Origin of the sequence: Paenibacillus soyae, assembly GCF_024623455.1 — a bacterium.
GTDB classification, from domain to species: domain Bacteria; phylum Bacillota; class Bacilli; order Paenibacillales; family Paenibacillaceae; genus Pristimantibacillus; species Pristimantibacillus soyae.
The window spans coordinates 53028-77914 of sequence record NZ_JANIPJ010000027.1; the positions used below are offsets into that span (position 1 = coordinate 53028).

20 protein-coding genes are annotated in these 24887 nt (G+C 58.5%); 19 read left to right on the forward strand and 1 reads right to left on the reverse strand.

Annotation, left to right across the window (positions count from 1 at the left end; genetic code table 11):
• Nucleotides 1-336: 336 nt before the first annotated feature.
• The 16 genes from NQZ67_RS26655 (at nt 337) to NQZ67_RS26730 (ending at nt 17996) form a co-directional block, all read left to right on the forward strand.
• Nucleotides 337-2631 (forward strand): methyl-accepting chemotaxis protein, encoded by a 2295-nt coding sequence (locus NQZ67_RS26655; protein ID WP_257451986.1) that lies wholly within the window; start codon nt 337-339, stop codon nt 2629-2631.
• Nucleotides 2632-2841: 210 nt separating this feature from the next.
• Nucleotides 2842-4449 carry a spore germination protein gene (locus NQZ67_RS26660; protein ID WP_257451987.1) on the forward strand — a complete coding sequence of 536 codons (1608 nt, stop codon included), beginning with the start codon at nt 2842-2844 and terminating at the stop codon, nt 4447-4449.
• Nucleotides 4446-5699 carry a Ger(x)C family spore germination protein gene (locus tag NQZ67_RS26665; protein WP_257451988.1) on the forward strand — a complete coding sequence of 418 codons (1254 nt, stop codon included), beginning with the start codon at nt 4446-4448 and terminating at the stop codon, nt 5697-5699. The genes NQZ67_RS26660 and NQZ67_RS26665 overlap by 4 nt, the downstream gene beginning before the upstream one ends.
• Before the next feature lie 57 nt (nt 5700-5756).
• A complete protein-coding gene (locus NQZ67_RS26670; RefSeq protein ID WP_257451989.1) occupies nt 5757-5948 on the forward strand; it encodes a hypothetical protein in 192 nt (63 codons plus the stop codon).
• 4 nt (nt 5949-5952) lie between these two features.
• Nucleotides 5953-7140, forward strand: coding sequence for a GerAB/ArcD/ProY family transporter (locus NQZ67_RS26675; protein ID WP_257451990.1), 1188 nt, complete (start codon nt 5953-5955; stop codon nt 7138-7140).
• Between the two features lie 99 nt (nt 7141-7239).
• The gene (locus NQZ67_RS26680; RefSeq protein WP_257451993.1) at nt 7240-7605 is read left to right on the forward strand and encodes an NADH-quinone oxidoreductase subunit A; all 366 of its coding nucleotides are present in this window, start codon (nt 7240-7242) and stop codon (nt 7603-7605) included.
• Entirely contained in the window at nt 7596-8123 is a 528-nt protein-coding gene (locus NQZ67_RS26685; RefSeq protein WP_257451996.1) for a NuoB/complex I 20 kDa subunit family protein, read from the forward strand. The genes NQZ67_RS26680 and NQZ67_RS26685 overlap by 10 nt, the downstream gene beginning before the upstream one ends.
• Nucleotides 8120-9295 (forward strand): NADH-quinone oxidoreductase subunit C, encoded by a 1176-nt coding sequence (locus tag NQZ67_RS26690; protein ID WP_257451998.1) that lies wholly within the window; start codon nt 8120-8122, stop codon nt 9293-9295. Before NQZ67_RS26685 ends, NQZ67_RS26690 begins: the two co-directional genes overlap by 4 nt.
• Before the next feature lie 6 nt (nt 9296-9301).
• A complete protein-coding gene (locus tag NQZ67_RS26695) occupies nt 9302-10402 on the forward strand; it encodes an NADH-quinone oxidoreductase subunit D (protein ID WP_257452000.1) in 1101 nt (366 codons plus the stop codon).
• Nucleotides 10402-11415 carry an NADH-quinone oxidoreductase subunit NuoH gene (gene nuoH / locus NQZ67_RS26700; protein ID WP_257452002.1) on the forward strand — a complete coding sequence of 338 codons (1014 nt, stop codon included), beginning with the start codon at nt 10402-10404 and terminating at the stop codon, nt 11413-11415. Before NQZ67_RS26695 ends, nuoH begins: the two co-directional genes overlap by 1 nt.
• Before the next feature lie 16 nt (nt 11416-11431).
• Nucleotides 11432-11887, forward strand: coding sequence for an NADH-quinone oxidoreductase subunit NuoI (gene nuoI, locus NQZ67_RS26705; RefSeq protein WP_257452003.1), 456 nt, complete (start codon nt 11432-11434; stop codon nt 11885-11887).
• Complete coding sequence (locus tag NQZ67_RS26710) at nt 11888-12406, forward strand: NADH-quinone oxidoreductase subunit J (protein ID WP_257452005.1); 519 nt, start codon at nt 11888-11890, stop codon at nt 12404-12406.
• A gap of 1 nt (nt 12407) precedes the next feature.
• On the forward strand, nt 12408-12710 hold the full coding sequence (nuoK, locus tag NQZ67_RS26715) for an NADH-quinone oxidoreductase subunit NuoK (RefSeq protein WP_257452007.1): 303 nt from the start codon (nt 12408-12410) through the stop codon (nt 12708-12710).
• Between the two features lie 7 nt (nt 12711-12717).
• On the forward strand, nt 12718-14607 hold the full coding sequence (nuoL, locus tag NQZ67_RS26720; RefSeq protein ID WP_257452009.1) for an NADH-quinone oxidoreductase subunit L: 1890 nt from the start codon (nt 12718-12720) through the stop codon (nt 14605-14607).
• A complete protein-coding gene (locus tag NQZ67_RS26725; protein WP_257452011.1) occupies nt 14604-16232 on the forward strand; it encodes a complex I subunit 4 family protein in 1629 nt (542 codons plus the stop codon). The genes nuoL and NQZ67_RS26725 overlap by 4 nt, the downstream gene beginning before the upstream one ends.
• A gap of 3 nt (nt 16233-16235) precedes the next feature.
• Nucleotides 16236-17996, forward strand: a complete 1761-nt coding sequence (locus NQZ67_RS26730; protein WP_257452013.1) for an NADH-quinone oxidoreductase subunit N — start codon at nt 16236-16238, stop codon at nt 17994-17996.
• 96 nt (nt 17997-18092) lie between these two features.
• On the opposite strand, the gene NQZ67_RS26735 is transcribed toward NQZ67_RS26730, so the two are convergent.
• Nucleotides 18093-18593: a putative periplasmic lipoprotein gene (locus NQZ67_RS26735; protein ID WP_257452015.1), complete on the reverse strand. Its 501-nt coding sequence runs from the start codon at nt 18591-18593 to the stop codon at nt 18093-18095.
• Nucleotides 18594-19236: 643 nt separating this feature from the next.
• Here NQZ67_RS26735 and NQZ67_RS26740 point away from each other — a divergent pair.
• The 3 genes from NQZ67_RS26740 to murA all read left to right on the forward strand — a co-directional run bounded on the left by NQZ67_RS26740 (nt 19237) and on the right by murA (nt 24451).
• The gene (locus NQZ67_RS26740) at nt 19237-22506 is read left to right on the forward strand and encodes a S8 family serine peptidase (protein WP_257452017.1); all 3270 of its coding nucleotides are present in this window, start codon (nt 19237-19239) and stop codon (nt 22504-22506) included.
• Between the two features lie 42 nt (nt 22507-22548).
• Entirely contained in the window at nt 22549-22815 is a 267-nt protein-coding gene (locus tag NQZ67_RS26745) for a DUF1146 domain-containing protein (RefSeq protein WP_257452019.1), read from the forward strand.
• Between the two features lie 268 nt (nt 22816-23083).
• Nucleotides 23084-24451, forward strand: coding sequence for a UDP-N-acetylglucosamine 1-carboxyvinyltransferase (murA, locus tag NQZ67_RS26750; protein ID WP_257452020.1), 1368 nt, complete (start codon nt 23084-23086; stop codon nt 24449-24451).
• Nucleotides 24452-24887 lie beyond the last annotated feature (436 nt).

Below are 24887 nucleotides of genomic sequence, written 5' to 3' on the forward strand. Positions count from 1 at the left end.
ATCCCGCTCTCGGGCGCGGCATCCTATTTGCTGGCTTTGGTTCGATCGGGAATAGCGGCATTTTCGGAGTTATTTGCATGGATTTATTCGATTGGTCAGGAATAGCGGCAATAGTACCGTTAATTTTTAGGGCTGGTGACTGACCGGGCAATATAGGCTGAAATAACGGTAGAATCGCCTCTATTCTCGGAAAAAGGGAAAGTTAGCTCGAAATAAGGGTACAATGTCCGTTATTTCGTTGCTGGTCGCGAATAAATATTTTTACCCATTACTAAAGACTTATGTTAGAATAGTTAACATCAAAAGAGAGAGAGAATTGTCGAAGAGAGTGGGGAGATGCTTGTGTTTGATTGGCTGGGCATGAAAACAGGTTTTCCGCTTTGGGTATCGTGGCAGTTGAACAAGGATTGGAAGGAAGACGTGGAATCGACGTTTGAAGGCTTCGCGGAGACGCGCAAGGAGCTGCTGCTCAGCTGGGCAAGCGACAACTGGACCTTGATGGAACGGCTGCGCGCGGAAGTGGAAGCTGCTCTGAAGCCGGAATTGCCTCATTCGCAAGAACCGTTGAAGATGCCGATCGCGTCCAAGTCTTCTAAGGGATCGGCCAGCGTCGAACACTCTGTTACTGTGCAGAAGGCGCGGATCGAAGCCTTACTGAGAAGCACGTACAACAGGGCAACCGATATGACGGAGCTTTTCTATTTGGATAGGGACGGAAGCGTTGCGGCGACAACGCATGAATCCCATCTAGGCGAAAAGTATGGCGCGGACAGCATATTGCATGAAGCCATGCAATATGCGGGAGAGGGCATCGAAGGGCGAAACTGCTTGTTCGGTCCGTATCGCGATCCGGTCACGCTGCGGCTTGGCGCAAGAACCTCCTCGTTTCATGACGCCGTTACGCTTCTGTTCGTTGCACCGGTGAAGCAAAGCGGAGATATAGCGGGCTTCGTATGCGGCCGCGTGCCGAACGATTGCCTCGGCGATCTAATCCAACGGGAATCGGGTCATATCTATCCGGATTCCGGGGACAACTACCTGTTCATGGCCGAGCCGGTATTGAACAAGCGCATCAAACCGGGAACGGCGCTATCCCGCAGCCGGTTCGAGGATCATACGTTCACCCACGGCGAGAATCTGAAGGACGGCGTCAAGACCGAATGGGGAATGGTGACGGTGAAGGAGCATACCGAGCTGGAGCTGCTCTTCACGGATCCGGCGACGGGCGAGCTTCATCCGGGCGTGGCGAACACCATTCGTAACGGAAGCAATTGCTTCGTTGAATTTCCCGGGTACTCCGATTATCGGCATATTCCCGTAATCGGGAAGGGCGTTACCTTCCGGCTGCCGCATTGTCCGGACAAGTGGGGCATGATGTGCGAGGGCGATCTCGAAGAGGTGTACAGGCTGCGAAGCCTCAAATACCGTCAGCGCAGGCTGCATGTTCTGACGACGATAACGGCAAGCGCGCTTCTGGCGATTCTCGTGACGTTCGTAGCCATGCAAGCTCCGGTCTGGGCGATCGGGCTGGCAGCAGGCGGCTTTAATCTGTTATTCGGCCTCGGCGTGATCGGGTTTTTCAAGAAAAAAGAAGACCATCGCGTCGTAACTCATATACGTGACGTGACAAGGTTCATCCGCATGAACGCGGAAGGGAAGGGCGACCTGACCAAGCGTCTCCCTCTCGGCTCGTTCGATAACGATGAAGTGAAGGACATGGCCAAGTGGCTGAACAATATGATGGATTCCCTCGAAGGCATCATGCTGCAAGTGAGGGCCGCCGCATCCGATGTCACGGCCAGCCAGCGGGCGCTTAACGATTCGGCGAACGCCACCTCCCGTTCGACGGGCAGAGTCAGCGGCCAAATATCCGAGATGATCGGGAGCATCCGCCTGCAGTTGAAGGACATCGACATGGCCAAGGAAACCGCGGATACGATGCGAGAGACTCTGCTTAGACTGGAGGAGCAAGCCGCCGGGCAAATCGTTATGGCGCAGAAGGAAGTGGAGCGCATCGGCGATAAAATGGGACATATCTCGAGCAAGGTAGGCGAAACGAACCAAACGATTCGCTCCTTCATGGCGACGGTCCAGGACATTCAAAACGTGCTGCAGGTCATCGAACAAATATCCTCCCAGACGAATCTGCTGGCGCTTAACGCTTCGATCGAAGCGGCCCGCGTAGGCGAGCAGGGACGAGGGTTCGCCGTAGTCGCAAGCGAAATCCGTAAGCTCGCAAGCAGCACGAAGGAGTCGACGGAGGAAGTACACGCCATTACGCAAAAAATTTATCGGGAGGCGGAACGGGCATACGCATCCATGGATGAAGGCACGCAGGTTGTCGAAGAGGGCAATCAGTACGTGGCCGCCGCCAGAGCCACGCTATCCGCGGCCCATACTCAAGACGCGAGAAAGTCGGAGGTTGTCGACGCCGTCGTGCAGCTGCTCGAGAATATCGCTTTGGTCAGCCGCGAGAACCGGAAGGTGTCCGGCGAAGTGGAGAGCCGGATGAACGAGCTGATCGACGAGATGAAGAATGTCCAGCAGACGTCTCAGAACGTGGAATGGATTACGACTCTGATGCATCAGATGGTGGGGCAATTCAAACTGACGGAGAGCCGCATTCGTTAATGGTACGCTAATCATGCAATCATCCATGTACAATTCGAAGGAATGGCCAGGCCCCCTTAAGCGGGCTTGGCTTTTTTTGATGTTTTAGAAACTATGCCTCGAAAAAAAGCGGAATAACTGACGTTATTCCATAAGAGCCATACATAATTTACCCATGGAAGAGCTACCCTAAGGAGTGATCTTAGCCCAGTAAAAAGGAGGCTGCCGCCCATGTTCCCGCAAGGTAAAACCAAAACGCTGAAACCGAAAGCCGGCGGACAACGCGAATCCCCAATGGCGCGGCAGCACGAGGCGCAGCAGATGAGCGTCTACGAAGAAATGCCGATCGACCCCAGCCTCGCTTCCATGACGGAACGGCTTCAAGAGGAGCTGGGGCAGAGCGCAGACCTTATCGTAAGGGAGTTCGGCGGCAGCGAGCCGAGCAGCGCCAAGACGATAGCGGTCGTCTACATTCAAGCCATGATCGACGATACGAGGCTCGACGAGTTTATTATCCAGACCATGCAGGAGGATATGCTGTCGGGCGAAGAGCCGGAGAAGGATTATGTCCGGATGAAGGACAAGTTGCTTGCCATAGGCATCGTATCGGAGCTTAAGACCTTCAAGGACTTGTTCGAGAAGCTGTTCCTGGGTTACGCGATCGTGCTGATGGAAGGCCAAGAGCAAGGCATTTCCGCTCATATCGTGGGAGGAGCAAGCAGGGGAGTCGACGATCCGAAGACGGAGATGACCATACGAGGCCCTCGCGAGGGATTCACGGAATCCATCCGCGTGAACTCCATGATGGTCCGGCGCAAAATCCGGAGCCCCAAGCTCTGGCTGGAACAGCATAAGGTAGGAGAAATCACGCAGACGCCGGTGGCGATCATGTACATTCAAGGGCTCGCCGGCGAAGAGATCATCGAGGATTTGCGCGACAGGCTGCAGGCGATCAAGATCGACGGCATTCTGGAAACCAATTATATCGAGGAAATGATCAGCGACCAGAAGTGGTCGCCGTTCCCTACGATTATGTACAGCGAGCGTCCGGACGTCGTGGCGGCCGCGCTCCTGGAAGGCAGAATCGCGCTGCTCGTGGACGGCACGCCCTTCGCGCTGATCCTGCCGGTGTCGCTTAACGCGTTCTTCCAGGCGGCGGAGGATTATTACCAGACCTTCCAAATGGCGACGTTCCTGCGGATGCTTCGATTTGTCTCCTTTGTCATCGCTCTCTTAATGCCGTCGGTCTACGTGGCCATTATCGGCTACCATCAGGAGATGATTCCGACGCAGCTGCTGCTCAAGCTCGCGGCGCAACGCGAGGGCGTGCCGTTCCCCGCTTATCTGGAGGCGTTCCTGATGGAGTTCGTGTTCGAAATATTGCGCGAAGCCGTACTCCGAATGCCGAGCGCCGCCGGCAGCGCCGTGTCGATCGTCGGCGGTTTGGTCATCGGCCAGTCGGTCGTGGAAGCCGGCATCGTATCCTCGGCCGTCGTTATCGTCGTCTCCTTCACGGCGATCGCCAGCTTCGTGTCGCCGATCTATAACTTGGGCATCGCGGCAAGGCTGCTCCGGTTTTTCCTGCTGTTCGCCGCTTCGACCCTCGGCTTCTACGGCATCGCGCTCGTGACGCTCGTTATTCTGCTGCATCTAAGCAATATCCGCTCCTTCGGCGTGCCATATCTGAAGCCGTTCGCGCCTTTCTATTGGAAGGACATGAAGGATTCCCTGATTCGCGTGCCGATGTGGCTCATGAAGCAGAGACCGCAGAAAGCGGCCGAAGACGACAACATCCGCCAGAGCACGAAGCTGAAGCCACGGAAGGAGCCCTCCCAATGAGACGCGCGGCTGGAATTGGACCAGGCAAACTCCGGGCGAGACTTGTCAGGCTAATGCTCCTTGTCCTGTTGATGGCGGCCTGCGCGCCGCTCTCCGCGTGCTGGGACATTCAATATTTGGATCAGCTCGGCGTCGTGCTGGCGGTAGGCGTCGACGACGATCCGAAAGGGAAGTTTCGCTACCAGGTGACGGTGCAGGTCGTTCTTCCCCGGAATGCCTCGCCAGGCGATCAGTCGGGCAACGGCAGCCCGGTCATGACGATCAGCGAGAAGGGCGATACGCTGTTCGAGGCGATTCGGAAAATGTCGGCGAAGACGTCGAGACGATTGTTCTTCTCGCACATGCAGCTGCTGGCCATCCATGAGAATACGGCCAAAAAAGATTTGTACCCGCTGCTTGATCTCATCGACCGCAACGCGGACATCCGGTCCGACATCAGCGTCGTCATCGCGAGGGGATTGAGGGCGGAGCAATTGCTGGAGATCCGAACGCAGATGGAGGCGGTTCCGGCCAATCAGATGAAAGAAGCGATCGAAGTGAACGAGAAAGCTCATGGACAGGTATTCAGCGTGCTCGTACGGGACATCGTCCGCATGGCCGACTCCCATCTGAAGGAAGCGGCGGTGCCTGCCATAGGGGTGGAAGGGATGCCGGAAGCGGGCAATAAGGATAACAACGTGACCCAGATCAAGCCGGACGTCATACCGGAGCTGACGACGATGGCCATCTTCCGCGATGGCGAGCTCGCCGGGTATCTGACTCCGAAGGAATCAAGAGGGTACGTCTTTCTGCGGAATCGGATCAAGAGCTCCGTGCTGAAGCTGAGCTGCCCGCGAACGGACGGTCACTATATAGTCGAAATTTTTGACTCCGATACCCGCACGAAAGTCCGGCAGTCTCCGCAAAGCAGCGATACCCCGCTCGTGCATGTGCAGGTTCGCATGGAGGCCAGCATCCACGAGCTGACCTGCCAGGACTTCAACGTTCATGACGAGAGCTCGTTCCGCGAAGTCGAGCTGGCCGTCAATCAAGCGGTGGAGGCGGAGCTAGACGCAGCCATAGGCGCCTTGCAGAAGAAGCTGAGAAGCGACGCGCTCGGCTGGGGGAGAGAAGTCTATCAAGACCAGCCGGCCATGTGGAAACGAATATCCGGGAATTGGAACGACGTATTCCCGAACGTCCCATACGAGCTTGAATGCATTAGCCGGATCCAATCCATGGGGATCAGGTCCAATTCCATTGCGAAGTGAGGGAAGCGCGTGGGGCCAATCATCGCCTGTGTACTGTTCGCCGGAGCCATGTCAATCTTGTTGTGGCACCAAAATAAAAAAAGACAGCAAATCAAGGAAGGGGTATGGGCGATTGTGTTCCTCTGGGGGGCAATCGCGGTCATCGTCGCGAAGCTCCTGCACCTTCCGATGTCGCCGCCGACGGATTGGGTCGCCGCCATTACCGCTCCTTTGTACAAACCGATCGTTGCTTGGATAAAGGGGGGATAACGATATGACCAAAGGAACCGGAGCCGCCAACGGAACCATTACTTCGGGTCAGCTGTCGAAGCTGCTTTTCTTGTTCAGCATCGGAAGCGCGGCGCTGCTGCTGCCAACCGCCGTCGTGTCGATCGCGAAGCAGGACAGCTGGATTTCGATGCTGCTCGTCATTCCGTTCCATTACGCGTTCATCTATATTTATCTCCTGCTACATAAGCGGTTCCCGAAGATGACGCTCGCCCAGTACGCGGAGAAGATCGCCGGGGTTTGGCTGGGCAAAGCCGTGACCCTGACGTTTGTGTTTTTTTTCGCCCTGCTTGGAGGGCTGGTGCTGAATAACGTCACCGATTTTTTGTCGAAATCGGTGCTTCCCCAGACACCGGATTGGTTTATCGGCGGCACGTTTATGATCAGTATCGCTTATGCCGTCTTTTTGGGAGTGGAGACGATCGCCCGCACCGGGGAAATTCTGTTTGCCTGGACGCTGTTCATTATCGGGCTCATCTCGTTCACGCTGATCAACCAAATGCATGCGGACAACTTGCTTCCGATGCTGTACAACGGCTGGAGCGGCCCGGTCAAAGGCATCTATCCGGTCCTGGGGTTCCCCCTTGCGGAATGCGTATTCCTGACGGCTATTCTGCCGATGATCAAGGACGAGGAACGGACGAAGCTGAAACGAATGATCGGCTGGTCCGTGCTCCTGAGCGGCGGTGTCGGCGTCATCATCTCGTTTCTGATCGTGTCCGTGCTTGGGGTCGAAGAAGCGATGAGAAGTCCGTTCTCCGTCTACGAGATGGCCAAGAGCATCAATATCGAAGAAATTCTCGTGCGGGTCGAAATTTTGGTCGCGATGGTGTGGATCGGCACCGTCTTCACGAAGCTGGCCATTACGGTGTATTCGCTTGTCGTCATGCTATCGCAAATGCTGAAGCTGAGGACGTATCGCTCCCTTGTATTCCCGATGTGCCTGCTTATCGTGCCCCTGTCGCTGATCGTTTACCGCAACAGCATCCATGCGGGCACGTTCGCTCTGGAGGTGTGGTCGGTATACGCGGTCCTGCAGGGAGTGATCCTCCCGCTGTCGCTGCTCGCCGTCGCCAGGCTGTTCGACAAGAAGAGCGCGGAGGACGGCAGATTTCCCGAAAAAACGCCCAAAACCCCCGTCAGCGCCGGGGAGACGGCGGACAAGCAGGGGTAACTCCGTCATAGACGGTCCGAATCGCTTCTGCTATAATTGTGAGGAAAAATTGACCATGTACAGACATCCTGCATACCATCCTGTGACGGAGGCGATTGTATGGATCACTATGTCAACCATTACGTCGTGGTCGCCATTTTCCTCGTGCTGGGCATTCTGCTGCCGGTCGTCGCGCTGACGGTCGGACGGTGGCTGAGGCCCCATAAGCCGACCGATCCGAAGCGGAGCACGTACGAGAGCGGCAACGAGCCCGTAGGCGAAGGTCAAGTCAAGTTCAACATCCGGTACTATCTGTTTGCGCTTATGTTTGTCATCTTTGATGTGGAAACCGTTTTCTTATACCCTTGGGCCGTTGCGTACAATAAGCTCGGCCTTTTTGTTCTGGTCGAAATGTTCATTTTTGCGGGAATGCTGCTCGTCGGACTTCTATATGCTTGGAAGAAGAGGGTGCTCAAATGGAACTAAACGGCTTGGACCTGGGATCCATTACGCTTGAGGAACGCAAAGAACTGGAACGCAACGTGTTCATGGGCACGCTGGAGCAGCTGAAGGCCTGGGCCCGAAGCAATTCGCTCTGGCCGCTCACCTTCGGCCTCGCCTGCTGCGCCATCGAGATGATGGGCACAGGGGCTTCGCATTACGATCTCGACCGGTTCGGCGTCATGTTCCGAACGTCGCCGCGCCAGTCCGACGTCATGATCGTGTCGGGCACGGTGACGAAGAAGATGGGGCCGCTGCTGCGAAGGCTGTACGACCAGATGCCCGAGCCCAAATGGGTCATCGCGATGGGCTCCTGCGCCACGGCGGGCGGTCCGTACGTGAAATCGTACGCCGTCATCAAAGGCGTCGACCAGATCGTGCCGGTCGATGTATATATCCCGGGCTGCCCGCCGAATCCGGCGGCGCTCATCTACGGCATTAACAAGCTTCAGGAGAAAATTCGCTTCGAGGCGAAGACCGGGAAGCGGGTGACGGGCCGATGAGCGAGGAGGAGAAGAAGCCGGAAGGCTTACACGTAGAAGGGGAGCCGCAAGGAAGCGAAGCGTCGGTCACCCCGGAGCCGCAGGCCGAAGAGGTGAGGGCGGAGACTGCGGAAGCGCCGGCGGAAGCGGCAAAGGCGGATAGCGGGGGAGCGGCGCAGGCAGCGGAGCAGTTGCAGCCGGCGGCGGAGGAGCCGAAGGAGCAAGAGGAGCAGACCCAAGTCGCCGAAGCGGAGCGGGAGCGGCCAGCCGAGCAAGGGAATGAACCGGCAGCGGCAGCGAAGTCCCAGGAGGCGCAGCCGGTCGAGGCCCAGCCGCAAGCCGAGGCGCCCGTCGATCCGGAGCGCGAGGCCAAGCTGAAGGCGGCAGCAGAGGCGAGAGCGGCGAGGGCCGCCGCCAAGGCGAAGGCCGAGGCAGAAGAGGGACAGCCGCAAGCCGAGGCGCCAGTTGATCCGGAGCGCGAGGCGAAGCTGAAGGCGGCCGCTGAGGCGAGAGCGGCGAGGGCTGCGGCCAAGGCGAAGGCCGAGGCAGAAGAGGGACAGCCGCAAGCCGAGGCGCCAGTTGATCCGGAGCGTGAGGCGAAGCTGAAGGCGGCCGCTGAGGCGAGAGCGGCGAGGGCCGCTGCCAAGGCGAAGAGCGAGGCAGAAGCGGCGGAGGCCGCGGCGAACGCCGAACCGGAGCCGCCGAAGGAGCCGTCGCGGAGGCAGCCCGACCTCGACCGCGTCGTCTCGGTGCTGAACGAGTGGCTGGGAGCGGGGGCGATCGCGGAGGCTTATCTGAACGAGCTGAGCGTCGACATGCCGACGCTTGTACTGGACAAAGCGAGCTGGACGCAGGCCGCGCCGCTGCTGCGAGATCATCCGGAGCTGCGTTTCAATTATCTCCGGAACGTGTCCGGCGTCGATTACGAGACGCATCTCGAGGTCGTCTATCATTTGTTGTCGTTGAACAGCAAGGCCGATGTCGCCATTAAGCTCCGGACGGATCGGGAGGAAGCGTCCATCCCCTCCGCGACGTCGACATGGTCGACCGCGAATTGGAACGAACGCGAAATTTACGATTTGCTCGGCATTCATTTTACGGGACATCCCGACTTGAGACGCATTATGATGCCTGACGACTGGGTGGGCCATCCGCTCCGCAAAGACTATGAACCGCTCGACTCGGAGGTGTAGCGAACGGTGATTCGGACAGAAGAACTGCTGCTCAACGTCGGACCGCAGCATCCCAGCACGCATGGCGTCTTTCGGATCGTGGTGAAGCTGGATGGGGAAGTCATCACCGAAGCGACGCCGGTTATGGGCTATCTGCACAGGGGCACGGAGAAGATCGCGGAAAGCCTGAATTTTACGCAAATCATTCCATATACGGACCGCATGGATTACGTATCGGCCATGACGAACAATTATGTGCTCGTTCACGCCGTCGAGACGATGATGGGGCTCGAGGTGCCGCTTCGGGCGGAGTTTCTAAGGCTGATCGTCATGGAGCTGCAGCGCGTGGCGAGCCATCTTGTCTGGTGGGGCACGTACCTGCTGGACATCGGGGCGATGAGCCCGTTCCTATACGCGTTCCGCGACCGGGAGACGATCATCAACCTGTTCAACGAGCTGTGCGGCGCCAGGCTGACTTACAACTATATGCGGGTGGGCGGCGTGAAGTGGGACGCTCCTCCCGGCTGGATCGACAAGGTGCGGGAGTTCATCCCTTACATGGAGAAGAAGCTGCAGGAATACGACAAGCTGGTAACCGGTAACGAAATTTTTCTGGCTCGGATCAAGGGCGTCGGCCGCTATGATGCCGCAACCGCCATCGACTACGGGCTGTCCGGCGCCAACCTGCGCTGCACGGGCGTGAGATGGGATCTCCGCAAGGATGAGCCCTACAGCCTGTACGACCGGTTCGAATTCGACGTGCCCGTGGGCAGCAGCGGCGATTGCTACGACCGATACCGGGTGAGGCTGGAGGAAATCCGGCAGAGCCTTCGCATTCTGAGGCAAGCGGTGGAGCAGTTCCCTCAGGATGGGGAAACGATGGGCAAGGTGCCCCGCGTCATTCGTCCTCCGGCAGGAGAGACCTACGTGCGCATCGAATCCCCGCGGGGAGAGATTGGCTGCCATATCGTCTCCAAAGGCAAAGCGGAGCCTTACCGGCTCAAATTCAGACGGCCTTCGTTCGTGAATCTGCAAATTTTGCCCAAGCTCCTCGTCGGGGAGACGATGACCAATTTGATTACGATACTCGGCGGCATTGATATCGTGGTTGGGGAGGTGGACGCCTGATGGGCGCATGGCTGGACGAACCGCTCTCATGGGGCAATGCCCTCGTGCTGTTCCTGTGGGCTGCCGTGTTTCTGCTGATCGTGCTGGGCTTCGTCACGTACGCGATCTATTACGAGCGCAAGGTCATCGGCTGGATGCAGCTGCGCGTCGGACCGAATCGCGTCGGGCCGCTCGGCCTGCTGCAGACGGTCGCCGACATCTTCAAGCTTCTGATCAAGGAGGACACGATCCCGCGCAAGGCGGACCGCCTGCTCTTCATTCTGGCTCCCGCGCTCGCATTCATTCCATCGTTCGCCGTGCTGGCGGTCATACCTTACTCGGAGAAGCTGTATTTCGCCGATTTGAACGTAGGCTTGCTGTATTACGCCGCTCTGTCCGGCATTACGACGCTCGCGATCGTGCTCGGCGGCTGGGCGTCCAACAATAAGTACGCGTTGCTCGGAGGCATGCGCTCGGCCGCGCAGATGATCAGCTACGAGGTGCCGCTCGTCATCTCGATCGTCGGCGTCATCCTGCTCAGCGGCAGCTTGAACCTCAAGGATATCGTCACGGCGCAGGACGGCGGCTGGTTCTGGCACTGGAACCTGTTCCCGCAGATCATCGGGTTCGTCGTATTCTTCATCGCCGCCGTGTCGGAGCTGAACCGTACGCCGTTCGACCTGCCGGAGGCGGAATCGGAGCTCATCGCCGGCTATCATGTCGAATACAGCGGCTTCCGCTTCGCGTTCTTCATGCTGGCGGAGTACGTGTACGTCTACGCGATCGCGGCGCTGACGACGGTGCTGTTCCTCGGCGGCTGGCACGCGCCGGCGCCGTTCCTCGACTTCGTGCCGGGCATCATCTGGTTTCTGCTGAAGTTCGCCTTCGTCGTCTTCTCCCTGTTCTGGATCCGGGCGACGTTCCCGCGCGTCCGCATAGACCAGCTGATGAGCCTCGGCTGGAAGGTGCTGCTGCCGGTCGCGATCGCGAACGTGTTCCTAACGGCGCTGTGGCTGGAGCTGTTCGTTAAATAAATGAGGGGGTTTTGCGATGAATGGAAAGGGACTGCTGCAAGGACTTGGCGTTACGCTCAAATCGTTGACCGCTCCCAAGGTCACGACCTCCTATCCCGACGTCCCGATCGAGATGCCGGACCGCTTCCGGGGCATCCAGCATTTCATTCCGGAGCTCTGCATCGTCTGCAACCAATGCGCGAGAATTTGCCCGACGGACTGCATTACGCTGACGGGCAAGCCGAATCCGGACCCTGAGAAGAAGGGCAAGGTTATTGATACGTTCGACATCAATTTCGAAATTTGCATCCTATGCGATCTCTGTACCGAGGTGTGCCCGACGGAAGCCATCGTCATGACGAACCACTTCGAGCTCGCGACCTACAGCCGGGATGAGCTGTATAAGGACGCCGAATGGCTGACGGACAACAACACGCTTGTGCGCCAGGACAATAACAACATCGGAGCGCCGGGCAAAGGGGGCGCCAAATAATTGTTTAACGTCGACATAACGGGAGAGCTCGTCGCGTTCTTCGCGTTCGCGGCGATTATCATCGGCGGGTCGGTTCTCATGATCAGTCTGGAGAAGGTCGTGCACATGGTTATCTCGATGGCGGCGGCTTTCCTTGGGCTGGCTGGCATGTATGTGCTGCTGGATGCGGAATTCGTCGCGTTCGTCCAAGTGCTGATCTACGCGGGAGCCGTCTCGATTCTTATGATCTTCGGCATCATGATGACGAAGCATGGCGGCGGGGACGGACAGCCGGCGAGACCGCTGTACGAGGCCCTGGTCGCGGTGGGCGCGCTCTGCTTGTTCGGCTTGTTCTTCTACGCCATTCGCACGACCGAATTCCCGGACGCGGCGCCTTCCGCCGCCGTGGCGGAGGATAACACGATGGCGATCGGAGAGCTGCTGTTCTCGGGCTATATCGTACCGTTCGAGCTGCTGTCGGTGCTGCTGACGGTCGCGTTCATCGGCGCCATCGCGCTGGCCAAGAAGGGGGCTGATTAATATGCTGCCATCCTATCTGACATTGGCGGCCATTCTGTTCTGCATCGGTTTGTACGGCGCTTTGGCGAAGCGCAACGCGATTATCGTGCTGCTGTCTCTAGAGCTGATGCTGAACGCGGTGAATCTGAATTTGGTCGCCTTCTCCAAATACGGGGTCGTGCCCGCGCTGACGGGGCAGATCTTCTCGATCTTTACCATAACGGTTGCGGCGGCCGAAGCGGCCGTCGGGGTAGCGATTCTGATTGCCCTGTTCCGCGCGCGCGGCACGGTGGACGTCCATGCATTCGACCGAATGAGGAGGTAAGCGGCTTATGGATATGTTTGCAAAAATCGCTTGGGTCATACCGCTCCTCCCCCTCGCTTCGTTCCTAATCTTGACGGCGCTGGGCAGAAGCTACCGGACGGCTGGCGTATGGATCGGATCGATCGGCTCGCTCGGGGCGTTCGTCATGTCTTTGCTCGTGCTGCTCGAGCGGCTGAAGCCGAACCCGGTCGACTACAGCAACGGCTTCGATTGGATCACGATCGGCGACTATACGCTGACGATCGGCTACGAAGTGACGAATCTGACCTCGTTAATGCTCGTCATCGTAACGCTGGTCGGCTTCCTCGTTAACGTGTATTCGGCCGGCTATATGAAGGAAGACGAGCGGATTACCGTTTTTTACGGTTATGTTTCGCTGTTCACGTTCTCCATGCTGGGGCTCGTGCTGTCGGATAACCTGCTCTCCTTCTACCTCTTCTGGGAGCTGGTCGGCGTCTGCTCGTTCCTGCTCATCGGCTTCTGGTATGCGAGACCGGCGGCGAAGGCGGCCGCCAAGAAGGCGTTTATCGTCACCCGCATCGGCGATGCCGGGCTGTTCCTCGCCATCCTTCTGCTGTTCTGGTACATGCCTGAGCATGCGCTGGGCTTCACGATGATCGAAAGCGTCTTCGACAATCAAGGCGGGACGATCACGGAAGGCATTACGACCCTTATCGCGCTTCTTATTTTCCTGGGGGCCGTGGGCAAATCGGGCCAATTCCCGCTGCATGTCTGGCTGCCGGACGCGATGGAAGGACCGACCCCGATCAGCGCGCTCATCCATGCGGCGACGATGGTCGCGGCGGGCGTCTTCCTGGTGGCCCGCACCTTCGACATCTTCGAGGCTTCGGAGGCGGCGATGCAGACGGTCGCTTATGTCGGGGCATTCACCGCGATATTCGCGGCGACGATCGCGCTGGCGCAGAACGATCTGAAGCGGGTGCTCGCCTATTCGACGGTCAGCCAGCTCGGATATATGATGCTCGCGCTCGGACTCGGATCGCTGGCGGGCGGCATTTTCCACCTGTTCACGCACGCATTCTTCAAGGCGCTCCTGTTCCTGGCGGCGGGGAGCGTCATCCATGCCGCACATACGCAGGACGTTCGGGAGATGGGCGGCCTCGGCTCGCGGATGAAGACGACCGCGTGGACGTTCGCGATTGGCGCGCTGGCGCTGTCGGGTATCCCGCCTCTGTCGGGCTTCTGGTCCAAGGATCTAATTCTGGCGGTCGCGCTGGAGGAAAATCTGCTGCTCTTCGCGGTAGCGCTAGCGGCGGCCTTCTGTACGGCGCTCTACATGACGCGGCTGTTCGTCCTTGTGTTCCTGGGCAAGCCGAAGCAGGCGGAGGAGCGGACAGCCGGAGCGAAGGAATCTCCTGCCGTCATGACCATTCCGCTTATCGTGCTGGCGGCGCTCGCCGTTGCGGCGGGTTTCGTGGAGACGCCATGGAACGGCTGGTTCGGTCATTGGCTGACCGATGGAGCCGGGGAGGCGCACGGCAGCGCGATTGCTATCGTTTGTTCCGTTGCGGTCGGCGTTCTCGGCGTGCTGGCGGGTTGGGCGATCTGGGGAAGGGAGCGCGGAGCGGGAGAAGCCGCGGCTACTCTTGCCGGGAGAGCTCCCGGACTTGTGCGGCTCGCGGAGCGAAAATATTACATCGACGAAGCTTACGAGGCGGTATTCGTGCGCGGACTTCGAGGTATCGGAGCGGTTCTTGAAGCGTTCGATCGCTATGTCGTTGGCGGCGCGGTCAAGCTTGCGGGGCTGGCGGCGAACGCTGCGGGACGGCTGGCGCTGCGGCTGCAGAACGGCCAAGTTCAGACGTACAGTCTCGCGGCCGTGCTCGGCATTATCGTCATCGTGCTGGCGGTCATCGGAAGGAGGATGCTGTCATGAGCTTCCTGCAGGATATTCCGATTCTCACTTTTATTTTGTTGTCGCCGCTGCTCGGTCTTGCGGTCATTCTGCTTCTACCCGGGCAGCGCGCTGCCTGGATCAAACGGACCGCGATTCTCGCGACCTTGATTCCCCTGGCATTGTCGTTCTGGCTGTATGCCGATTATGACCGCGCCAAAGGCGGGGAAGGGTACGACGAGGCGGCGGAATGGCTGACGATTCCGATCAATAACGATACAAACGATACTGTGGAAATGCTGTTTTCGTTCCAATATGCGCTGGGCGTCGACGGCTTATCGCTTCCTCTGCTGCTTCTGACGAGCATTGTCACCGCGATGGCGGCATGGGCGGCATGGCACGTGAAGAAGCGGTGGAAAGCGTTTTTCGGCTGGTTCATGCTGCTCGAATTGGGCATGCTTGGCGTCTTCTTGGCGCGGGACTTGTTTTTGTTTTTTATCTTTTTTGAGATTACGCTTGTGGCGACCTACTTCCTGATCGGGGTGTGGGGCTATTACAACCGGGAACGGGCGGCAAACCGGTTCCTGATCTACAACGGGATCGGTTCCGCGATCATGCTCGTTGCCTTCGTGCTGCTGGTGAACACGGCGGGCTTCCGCATCGAAGAGGCCGCTGGCGGCCATCAATACATATACAGCGGAAGCTACGCCGATATCGGCGCGAACATGGCCAATCCGCAAGCGTTCGTCCATCTGCCTCCCGAGGCGACGGGAGGGGTGAACCCGTTCCAGATGAGCGAGGGAATGCATTGGACGCTGTTCATTCTGCTGCTCGTCGCGTTCGGCATCAAGCTGCCGGTATTCCCGTTCCATACGTGGATGCTGAAGGTGCATCAGGAGGCGCCGCCGTCCGTCGTCATGATCCACTCCGGCATTCTGCTGAAGATGGGGGCGTACGGCCTCATCCGCTTCGGTCTGTTCCTGTTCCCCGAGCAGGCGAGAGAAGGGGCGACGATGCTGGCCGTGCTGGGCGTCGTCAACCTGCTGTACGGGGCGATATTGGCCTTCAGGCAGACCGAGTTCAAGCTCGTGCTGGCTTACTCCTCGATCAGCCATATGGGAATCGTCCTAATCGGACTCGCGTCATTCAACGAAATTGGCCTGCAGGGCGCCGTGTTCCAGCTGGTCTCCCATGGACTGATCTCCGCGCTGCTCTTCCTCATCGTCGGGAGCCTCTACGAGCGGACGGGAACGACGGAGCTGCCCCGGCTGGGCGGTCTGGCCCGTTCGATGCCGTTCATGAGCGGCGTGCTGCTGGTCGCGGGCATGGCGTCGCTGGGCCTGCCGGGCTTGTCCGGGTTCGTCGGCGAGTTTCTGTCGCTGCTCGGGCTGTTCGAGACGAAGCGATGGCTGACGGCCGCGGCTGCGCTGGGCATCGTGCTGACGGCGGTGTACGTGCTGCGAAGCGTGCTCGGGATCACGTTCGGGCCGCAGCGCGAGGAGCATACCGCGCTGCGGGATGCCAGGTTCGTCGAGGCGCTGCCGATGATCGTGCTGCTTGCTTTCATTTTGCTTCTTGGCTGCTTCCCGTCCGCGCTGACGGATACGGTGCAGATGAGCGTCGGCGGATGGATGGAACAACTACTTTCGTCAAGGTCAGGGGGGTAAGCGATGCCGGGAGAAACGTTGTTTGAACCGCTGCGATGGTCGGATATCGGAATCATGGCTCCCGAGCTGGTCCTTGGCGCCTGGTTTGTCTTGTTGGTGGTGCTGGACCTGCTGCTGCCCGGACGGGCGAGCCGGCGTTCCTGGATTGGCGGTCTGACGCTTGCGGGATTGCTGGGAGCGGGCGTGCTTGTCCTGCTGCGCATGATCGACATGAACGGCAGCGAGCCCGCGGAAGTGATCTCGCTGCTCGGGGACAGCTACCGGATCGACGATTTCGGCAGCCTGCTGAAGCTGTTCGTTCTGGCGGGGACGGCGGTTGTCGTCCTGCTGGGTCTCGGCACCGCCGAACGGGATTCGGCGATAACGGATAAGGGCGAATATTTCTACCTGCTGCTGCCGGCGGCGATGGGAGCCATGATGATGGCGTCGTCCGGCAACCTGATTACGCTGTATATCGGCCTTGAGCTGCTCAGCATTACAAGCTATGTGCTGGCGGGCCTTCGGCGCAAGTCGCTTCTGTCCGCGGAGGCCACATTCAAATACGTCATAACGGGCGGCGTCTCCTCGGCGTTCATCCTATTCGGGATGTCGTATCTGTACGGAGTGACGGGCTCCGTTCAGCTGGACGCGATTCGCGAGGCGCTTCCCGCGGCGGTCGCAAGCTACGAGGCGTTCGTCTACGTCGGCTTCGGCTGCATGCTGGCCGGCTTCGCGGTCAAGATTGCGGCCGCGCCGTTCCACGCCTGGTCGCTCGACGTCTACCAGGGCGCGCCGACGCCGGTCGCCGCGTTCCTGGCGGTCGTCTCCAAGGGAGCGGCGCTCGCGATGGTGCTGCGCATCCTCTTCTCCACCGTGCTGTTCGCGGGGGTGGGCGGCTCGGTAATCGGTACTGCGCTCAAGGATGATATCCTCTTCGCCGTATTGCTGGTGGCCGCGATCTCGATGCTGCTCGGCACGCTGGCGGCGCTGCGGCAGAAAAACGTCAAGCGGCTGCTCGCTCTATCCGGCGTCGCGAACGCGGGCTACCTGCTCGTGCCGATCGGCGCGGGCGTCACGATGACGCACAGCAACAATGTAACCGAGTTGATCTTCTATTTGGTCGCCTATCTGCTGATGACGCTCGGCGCGTTCGCGGTGCTGACCGTCGTCGGCCGGTCCGTCGGCCATGACGAGCTGAAGGGCTTCGCGGGCATGTACTACCGCGCGCCGTGGACGGCCGCCGCGATGACCGCGCTTGTCCTGTCGCTCGCGGGACTGCCCGTGTCGGCCGGCTTCTTCGGCAAGCTGTTCATCCTCCTCGGCGCCGCGAACGGCAAGTATTATTGGATCGTCGCCGTCATGGTGCTGAGCAGCGTCATCTCATACTATTTCTACTTCGGCCTCGTCCGCCAAATGTTCATGCGCAGCGGCGACGGGATGCTGAGCGAGAGGGAGCGGCTGTCGGTCAGCGAGTACGAGAGTCTGGATGAAAGCGGGAGCGCGCGCGGACGAACGCAGGCAGAGTCGGTTATCGGGGAGCTTGCGGCGGGAGTGGAGGATGGAGGTCCTGGCGGGCAACCGGACCCGGCGTATGGCGCCGGAACGGCAGCTGCCGATTTGGAGGGCAGGCCGGACGGAACAGTCCGTGTGCCCGTGCCGACCGGCATCGTGATCTGGGCCTGCGCCATCCTGACGCTGGCGCTGGGCATCTTCCCTCAGCCGCTCGTAGCGGTGATCGACTCGGTATTTTCGATTTTGACGGATTTTGTGCCGATGGATAGGTAATGGATTATGTCGTAGTTAAAAGCAGAGCCGCGTGCTTCGTATGCAAGGGATCGTCCTTGCGGATCGGACACGCGGCTTTTTTTTCGCGCACAAAGCTTAATACCTATGTTGAACGGCTGTCCTTTCTAGCAATACGTCCGCATGAAATTCGTCCGCGTACAGCTTCCCCATCCTTGTTTCGTTGTTCTCGGACCATAGGTAGTAGCCAATTTGGTTGGTGCTGCCGCCCGTTTGTATTTCGTTGCCGTTCAATTCGAAATGTTCGAGGAAGCTCTGGGGCGGAGCTTTGTCGTCTTTTATGAATACAAGAATGTCCGCATGTAGAAGTGCTTCCATTATCGCTATATTTTTGTCGGAATTCGTGGAGAACGTACGCTGGTCGAGAATCCAAAGCGCGTCGAATGTAAATTTTTCATCGGACGGATCAAAGGCTTCAAAGCTCACATTTGTATAGTTGGTATGCGGGATATCGCCAATGACGGAGGCCTTATAGATTCCGCCATTTGGAAAGCCATTAAGGCGAATAGTGGAATCGCTGGAGGTTCGGCAGCCTGTTAGGAGTAAGATCACAAGCATGATGATCCACATTTTCTTCATCGACAACTCTTCCTTTCTACTCAAAGAAATGGTTCCACACAAACTTTCCTCTTCTATGACACCTCGTAGAAGGGTTTGGTTACTAGTTGCTGACCCATTTGGAGCAAATAAGGGTGCTAGAAGTGTCTAATTGAGCGAGAGGGGCAGTTTGGAGTGAATACGGGTGCCAGAAGTGTCTAAATGAGTGAGACGGGGTAGTTTGAGGTGAATAAGGGTGCCAGAAGTGTCTAATTGAGTGAGATGGGGCAGTTGGAGTGAATACGGGTGCCAGAAGTGTCTAATTGAGCGAGAGGGGCAGTTTGGAGTGAATACGGGTGCCAGAAGTGTCTAAATGAGTGAGACGGGGTAGTTTGAGGCGAATAAGGGTGCCAGAAGTGTCTAATTGAGCAAGGCGGGGTAGAAAAAGGCTGTTTCAAGCTGCATCCCGCGGGGTAAGGAGAGGAAGAACAGAAAGGCAGACAGGCCGCTCGATAAAAAATAGGAAAACAATGGGGGACTACGGACCCAAAACGAACCGGCCCTGCGAAGCGTATAAATAGTCGAGAAGAATGCACCTCCTTTTTTCTCAAAAACAGAAGAAGGGATAACGTATTTCCTACACGAATTAGTAAGGAAATACGTTTCAAAGGCGACTCGCATGATAATGAATGAAATCAATGGGAATGAAGTCTGCCCGAAGAAGGCGGACGTTTACGAAAACTTGAACTCGAAGGACGCAAATCGGATCACCGTTATACATAGAATCGGTCAAACGCATCTATCACGAGAGGCGGCGCCAGCATCCGCGCAGCGCCGCCACAGCCCAGCGCCATCGCGCCGCGGCAGGCTTCGCCGCGCCGCGATGGCGCTGCTGATCGGGAGCATGGCGCTCGCGACGGGCGGCTACGGCTATGCCGCCGCCCCGTCCCTCGCTCCTGCTCCCGCAGCGGAGGCGCCCGTCGCGTACGCTGACGGGGCGCCCGGCGCCGAAGGCGCCGCTTCCGAGCAGCCGCAGAGCTGGCTGCTCGGCTGGACCGATCCCGCGCAGGCGCATGAGCTGCGCGGGGTGGACGTGATCGGCCGCCAGAACGAGGCGGCCGTCTGGGTCGTTCGTCCCGCCGCGGCTGCGGGCGAGGACGTGGACGCTTGGCTCCGCCGGCTTCGCGGCGAGCCGGGCGTGGCGTACGTGCATCCGAACGGCAAAGCGAGCATACTCTCTTCAGTGGGCGATCTAAGCACGAAGCAAGAGGGGGATGCGGAAGAGCCAATACAGCCAGCGGAAAGAGAGAGCAGCGCGCAAGCGGACACGAATTCGAGAGAGAGCGGAGTTATGGCGGACTCGGGCGCAAAGGCCGCGGAAGCGGAGCCTGCGCCGAAGCAGCCAGCGGGCGAAGCCGAGACGGAGCAGCCCGCAGGCGAACCTGCGGCGAAAGTGGCGGCGACGGCGACCGTCGTGAAACCGAATGATCCCGAGCTGGCGAAGCAGGGGTATCTTGAGCGCATAGGCGCTCATAAAGCATGGGAGACCTTGCGGGAGCAGAAGGATATCACGATCGCGCTGGTCGATACGGGCATTGATCTGGATCATCCGGACCTGAAGGATAACCTGGTGGCCGGCGTGAACCTGGTGGACCCCAAGAAATCGCCGGACGACGATAACGGGCATGGCACGAGCGTCGCGGGCGTCATCGCGGCGAAAGGCAACAACGGCGTCGGCGTCGCAGGCATCCTGTGGAACGCGAAGCTGATGCCCGTCAAAGCGCTGGATGAGTGGGGCGACGGCACGGAAGAAGATCTCGGCGAAGGCATTCTATATGCGGTGAAGAACGGCGCGAAGGTCATCGTGCTGTCCGTCGGCCTGCACCGTCACTCCCCGTACATGCAGGACATCGTCCAATACGCCGAAAACAAAGGGGTTGTCCTGATCGCGGCCTCCGGCAATGACGGCGTCTCGATGGGCGGCAAAGCGGCCGTGAAATATCCGGCGGCCTATCCGACCGTTCTGGCGGTTGGCGGAGCGGGCAGCGACGGGAAGGCGGACGCGCGTTCCAACGCGGGCACGGAGCTGGATTTGATCGCGCCGTGGCATGTGTATACAACGGCGGTCGGAGGCGGCTATCACCAAGAAGAAGGCACGTCGCTCGCCGCTCCGCAGGCGGCCGCGGCGGCGGCGCTGATTCTTGCGAAGCATCCGGACTTCAAGCCTTACCAAGTGCGGGAGCTCCTCCGTCAGACGGCGAAGGACGTCGGTGCCGCAGGCGTCGATGAGGCATCCGGCTATGGCATGCTGCGGCTGGACCAAGCGGTGACCGCGTCCTTGAAGAAGGATGCTCGCGAAGCCAACGACAGCGCCAGTCAAGCAAAGCTATTTCCGCTTGGAACGCAGATGGTTGCGGAGCTTGGGGATGGCAAAGACCAGGACTGGTATACGATCGACGCCCCTTATGACGGGACGCTGACGATCGAGTACGGAGCGAAGCTGCCGCAAGGAAGCGCGGCTCAGCCGATCCGGATTGCGCATATCGTGAACGGAAAGCAGCAGCGAAGCGAAGTGGTGAAGCTCTCGACCAAGACGGTGTCCTTCGATGTCAAGAAAGGAAGGCAGCATATTCGGTTGGGGGCGGGCAATCCGTCGGCCAGCGGCGCCCTGCCCTATGTATTGACTTCATCCTTTACGATGGCGCCGGATCGTTACGAGCCGAACGATAGAACGGGGAGCGCAGCCATACTGGAGCCTGTCTCTTCTGTTGTCGCGGGCTCCTTCCATCAGAAGGCCGACCGCGATTGGTACGCCGTCACCTTCAAGCAAGACGGCAAGCTTCAGCTATCGGTCCGGACGGATACGGCGCGCATCGATCCCGGACTGTCCCTTCAGCGGGAGGATGGAACCTTAACCTTGTACGACGAGAACGGCGAGGGCGAGGATGAGCAGTCACCCGTTCTATCGGTCACCCCGGGCACGTATTATATCCGGGTGCATAACGCGATTTCGCTGGAAGCCAGCCCGACGCTCGGCACTTACGAGCTTCGGCTCGCTTATACGCCCAATCTGACGGATCCGAACGAACCGAACAATCAATCCTATGAAGCGCTGCTCATGAATCCTAAGACCGAATACAAAGGCGTCATGAGCGCCGATACCGATACGGATTGGTTCCAATTCCGTCTCGCGAACGAGAGCGTCGTCAGCTTGAACGTGTCTGGCGTTCCGGATGGCGTGAGCTTGAATCTCCAAGGCTATGATAAAAAGATGGCGGTCGTGTTCTCGAAGCGCACCGGCTCCGCGGGGGAGCTGGTTACGAACGAGCAGGTGCTGCCGGCGGGCGTCTATTATGTGAAGCTGACGGCGGACCGGGCGTTTCATTCCCAATTCTACCGGCTGAAGCTGAGCGCGGAGCCTCTCGTCTCGGGCTTCCGGGACATCAAGGGACATTGGGCCGAGAACGAGATAGCCAGTCTCTCGGGCTCCGGCATTGTGAACGGGGTAGGACAGTTCCGCTTCGTACCGGAGAGGGATGTCACCCGCGCGGAAGCGGTGGCGATGATCGTGAAGGCCTACAAGCCGATCGGCGGATCCGTGTTCATGAACGCCTTCAGCGATTTGGAGTCGGAGCATTGGGCGTATGACGCCATTAAGAAGGCCGTGCAGCAGGGCTGGATTAGAGGCTTCCCCGACGGCAGCTTCAGACCGGATCAGCCGGTCACAAGAGCCGAGATGGCCGTAATGATCGGGCATGCCGAAGGGATCGCCGAGCGGGCTAGAGCCTCCCGTCCGTTCGAGGACGTGGCGCCGTACGAATGGTATTCCCCGATGCTGACGTCCATGAAGGAGGGCGGCAAGCTGAAGGGCGTCACAGAGGAGCGTTACGAGCCCGAGAACAGGGCCAGCCGGGCCGAGTTCGCCTCGCTGCTGTACCGCTATTACAAGACGTAATCGAACGCTTCGTTAATGGATGAAGAAGCTGAAGGAGACGGCATGGACACAAACGACGAAGTCATGGATCAGATGTTTACGATGACGGGGTTAACCGGCGCGTTTTCGATAACGGTGGAGATTTTGAGCATACTGCTCGTGTGGATGCTCCTGCGGGAAGTGAAGTGGGAAGCGTTCCTGCGCCACCACTTGAGTCCCAAAGCTCGGATGCTCCAGTTGGTTGCCGCGGTAGGGCTTGGGCACTTGTTCGCGCAATTTATTTTGCAATATTGGGACTATACGCTCATGCTCAAAAGCTTTGTCGAATAACAAAGTCGAAATATGTTAACAATGGGTAATACGGAGCTTCATAACTTCATGCTTCCTGTCGATATAAGTTGAAGACGGAGCCGGAAATTGCCTCCAATTTGACGGAAACAGGGGAGACATCTGGAAAAAAATTCGCCCTTGTCGATTCTTGCGGCAGGATGGTAAGATGAAGTTTAGTGATAAGCTCGAACCCTGTCAAATGTCGTAAGTTTCAATCCAATATTTTACTTACATTAATCGAAAATGCTATTCGCGGAGGGAACACAAGATGACTAAAATTATCGTCCGCGGAGGCCAGCGTCTAACGGGCACGGTCCGCGTAAGCGGCGCCAAAAATGCAGTGCTCCCCATTCTTGCTGCCTCATTATTAGCGACGGAAGGAGACAGCGTCATCTGTGACGTTCCCCTCCTCGACGACGTTATGACGATTCAGAACGTGCTTGCTTCACTCGGGGCACAAATTACCTATAATAACGATAAAATGCGGATATCCGCGCCTCTCATTACATCCTTTGAAGCGCCTTACGAGCTGATTCGGAAGATGAGAGCGTCCTTCCTCGTGATGGGCCCGCTGCTCGCCCGCATCGGCAAGGTTCGTATTTCGCTGCCAGGCGGCTGCGCGATCGGCACGCGTCCGATCGACCAGCATCTTAAGGGCTTCGAGGCGATGGGCGCCGAGATTACGCTTGGTCAAGGCTTCATCGAAGCGAGCACGCCGACGAAGCTGAAGGGCGCCAAAATTTATTTGGACGTCGCCAGCGTCGGCGCCACGGAGAACATCATGATGGCAGCCGCTCTTGCCCAAGGCACGACGACGATCGAGAATGCGGCGAAGGAGCCGGAAATCGTGGATCTCGCGAACTACATCAATGCGATGGGCGGCAAGGTTCGCGGCGCGGGTACGGGCATGATCCGCATCGAAGGCGTAGAGCGCATGCACGGCGCGACGCATAACGTGATACCGGACCGCGTGGAAGCGGGTACTTATATGATTGCTTCCGCGATTACGGGCGGAGACGTGTTCATCGAAGGCGCGATCGCCGATCATTTGACGCCGGTCATTTCCAAGCTGCAGGAGATGGGCGTGGAGATCCTGGAAAGCGATAACGGAATTCGGGTTCGCGCGGGCATGTCGCTCAAAGCGGTCGACGTGAAGACGCTGCCGCATCCAGGGTTCCCGACCGACATGCAGTCCCAGATGATGGCGCTGCTGCTCGCTTCGGAGGGCACGAGCCTCGTGACGGAGACGGTATTCGAGAACCGGTTCATGCACGTGGAAGAATTCCAGAAGATGAACGCCAACATTAAGGTGGACGGACGCACGGCTATCGTAACGGGCGGCTCGAAGCTGACCGGAGCCAAGGTTTGCGCGACCGACCTGCGGGCCGGGGCGGCGCTGATCTGCGCGGCGCTTCGCGCCGACGGCGAGACCGAAGTGACGGGGCTGCACCACATTGACCGCGGCTACGTCGACATTACAGGCAAGCTGGCGTCGCTTGGCGCTCAGATCTACCGCGTAGAAGCGGAAGCGGCCGTGCCTGTCATGGCGGCAAAAGCCGCTCCGGCAGCCGAAGCGGTTCCCTTCAAGAGGGAGAAGGAAGTGGCCGTGCTGAAGGTACAGCCGACTTGGGCTTAACGTTTCATATCCGGTGAGCGAGCCTCACCCCTGCAATAGCGGGAGACTTTCTTGCAGCCAACAGGGCAACATGCTCTGTCGGGTGGAAGAGAGTCCCCCGCTTTTTTGTTTGGGGTGCTGAAAGCTGGCGGCGTGAATAGCGGCAAAAGTACTGCTATTTTTGTGAAAATCCTGATATAGCATGAAATAGCGGCAAAAACGGAGCTAATCCGTTCGGATTAGGGATTTTCCGGCCTATCGGCGTAAATAAGCGTACTTTTGCCGCTATTTTTTTGAAATAAGACATAGCAGGGAAAATAACTCCGTTATTCAGGCTGTTGGGAAACCCCCGATTTTTATGAAGCGTGGTTCCGTAATGAACAAATCACTGGAGGAAAAACCGGTGGTTCCACTCACCCCGCTTGCCTAGCGAGGTGCATGGCTATTTTCTTTATGT

Excerpts from the sequence above, each read along its gene's own strand:
- NQZ67_RS26655 (WP_257451986.1), top strand. The coding sequence starts at position 337 with ATGCTTGTGTTTGATTGGCTGGGCATGAAAACAGGTTTTCCGCTTTGG.
- NQZ67_RS26660 (WP_257451987.1), top strand. The coding sequence starts at position 2,842 with ATGTTCCCGCAAGGTAAAACCAAAACGCTGAAACCGAAAGCCGGCGGA.
- NQZ67_RS26665 (WP_257451988.1), top strand. The coding sequence starts at position 4,446 with ATGAGACGCGCGGCTGGAATTGGACCAGGCAAACTCCGGGCGAGACTT.
- NQZ67_RS26675 (WP_257451990.1), top strand. The coding sequence starts at position 5,953 with ATGACCAAAGGAACCGGAGCCGCCAACGGAACCATTACTTCGGGTCAG.
- NQZ67_RS26680 (WP_257451993.1), top strand. The coding sequence starts at position 7,240 with ATGGATCACTATGTCAACCATTACGTCGTGGTCGCCATTTTCCTCGTG.
- NQZ67_RS26685 (WP_257451996.1), top strand. The coding sequence starts at position 7,596 with ATGGAACTAAACGGCTTGGACCTGGGATCCATTACGCTTGAGGAACGC.
- NQZ67_RS26690 (WP_257451998.1), top strand. The coding sequence starts at position 8,120 with ATGAGCGAGGAGGAGAAGAAGCCGGAAGGCTTACACGTAGAAGGGGAG.
- nuoH (WP_257452002.1), top strand. The coding sequence starts at position 10,402 with ATGGGCGCATGGCTGGACGAACCGCTCTCATGGGGCAATGCCCTCGTG.
- nuoI (WP_257452003.1), top strand. The coding sequence starts at position 11,432 with ATGAATGGAAAGGGACTGCTGCAAGGACTTGGCGTTACGCTCAAATCG.
- nuoK (WP_257452007.1), top strand. The coding sequence starts at position 12,408 with ATGCTGCCATCCTATCTGACATTGGCGGCCATTCTGTTCTGCATCGGT.
- nuoL (WP_257452009.1), top strand. The coding sequence starts at position 12,718 with ATGGATATGTTTGCAAAAATCGCTTGGGTCATACCGCTCCTCCCCCTC.
- NQZ67_RS26725 (WP_257452011.1), top strand. The coding sequence starts at position 14,604 with ATGAGCTTCCTGCAGGATATTCCGATTCTCACTTTTATTTTGTTGTCG.
- NQZ67_RS26730 (WP_257452013.1), top strand. The coding sequence starts at position 16,236 with ATGCCGGGAGAAACGTTGTTTGAACCGCTGCGATGGTCGGATATCGGA.
- NQZ67_RS26735 (WP_257452015.1), bottom strand. The coding sequence starts at position 18,593 with ATGAAGAAAATGTGGATCATCATGCTTGTGATCTTACTCCTAACAGGC.
- NQZ67_RS26740 (WP_257452017.1), top strand. The coding sequence starts at position 19,237 with ATGAATGAAATCAATGGGAATGAAGTCTGCCCGAAGAAGGCGGACGTT.
- NQZ67_RS26745 (WP_257452019.1), top strand. The coding sequence starts at position 22,549 with ATGGACACAAACGACGAAGTCATGGATCAGATGTTTACGATGACGGGG.
- murA (WP_257452020.1), top strand. The coding sequence starts at position 23,084 with ATGACTAAAATTATCGTCCGCGGAGGCCAGCGTCTAACGGGCACGGTC.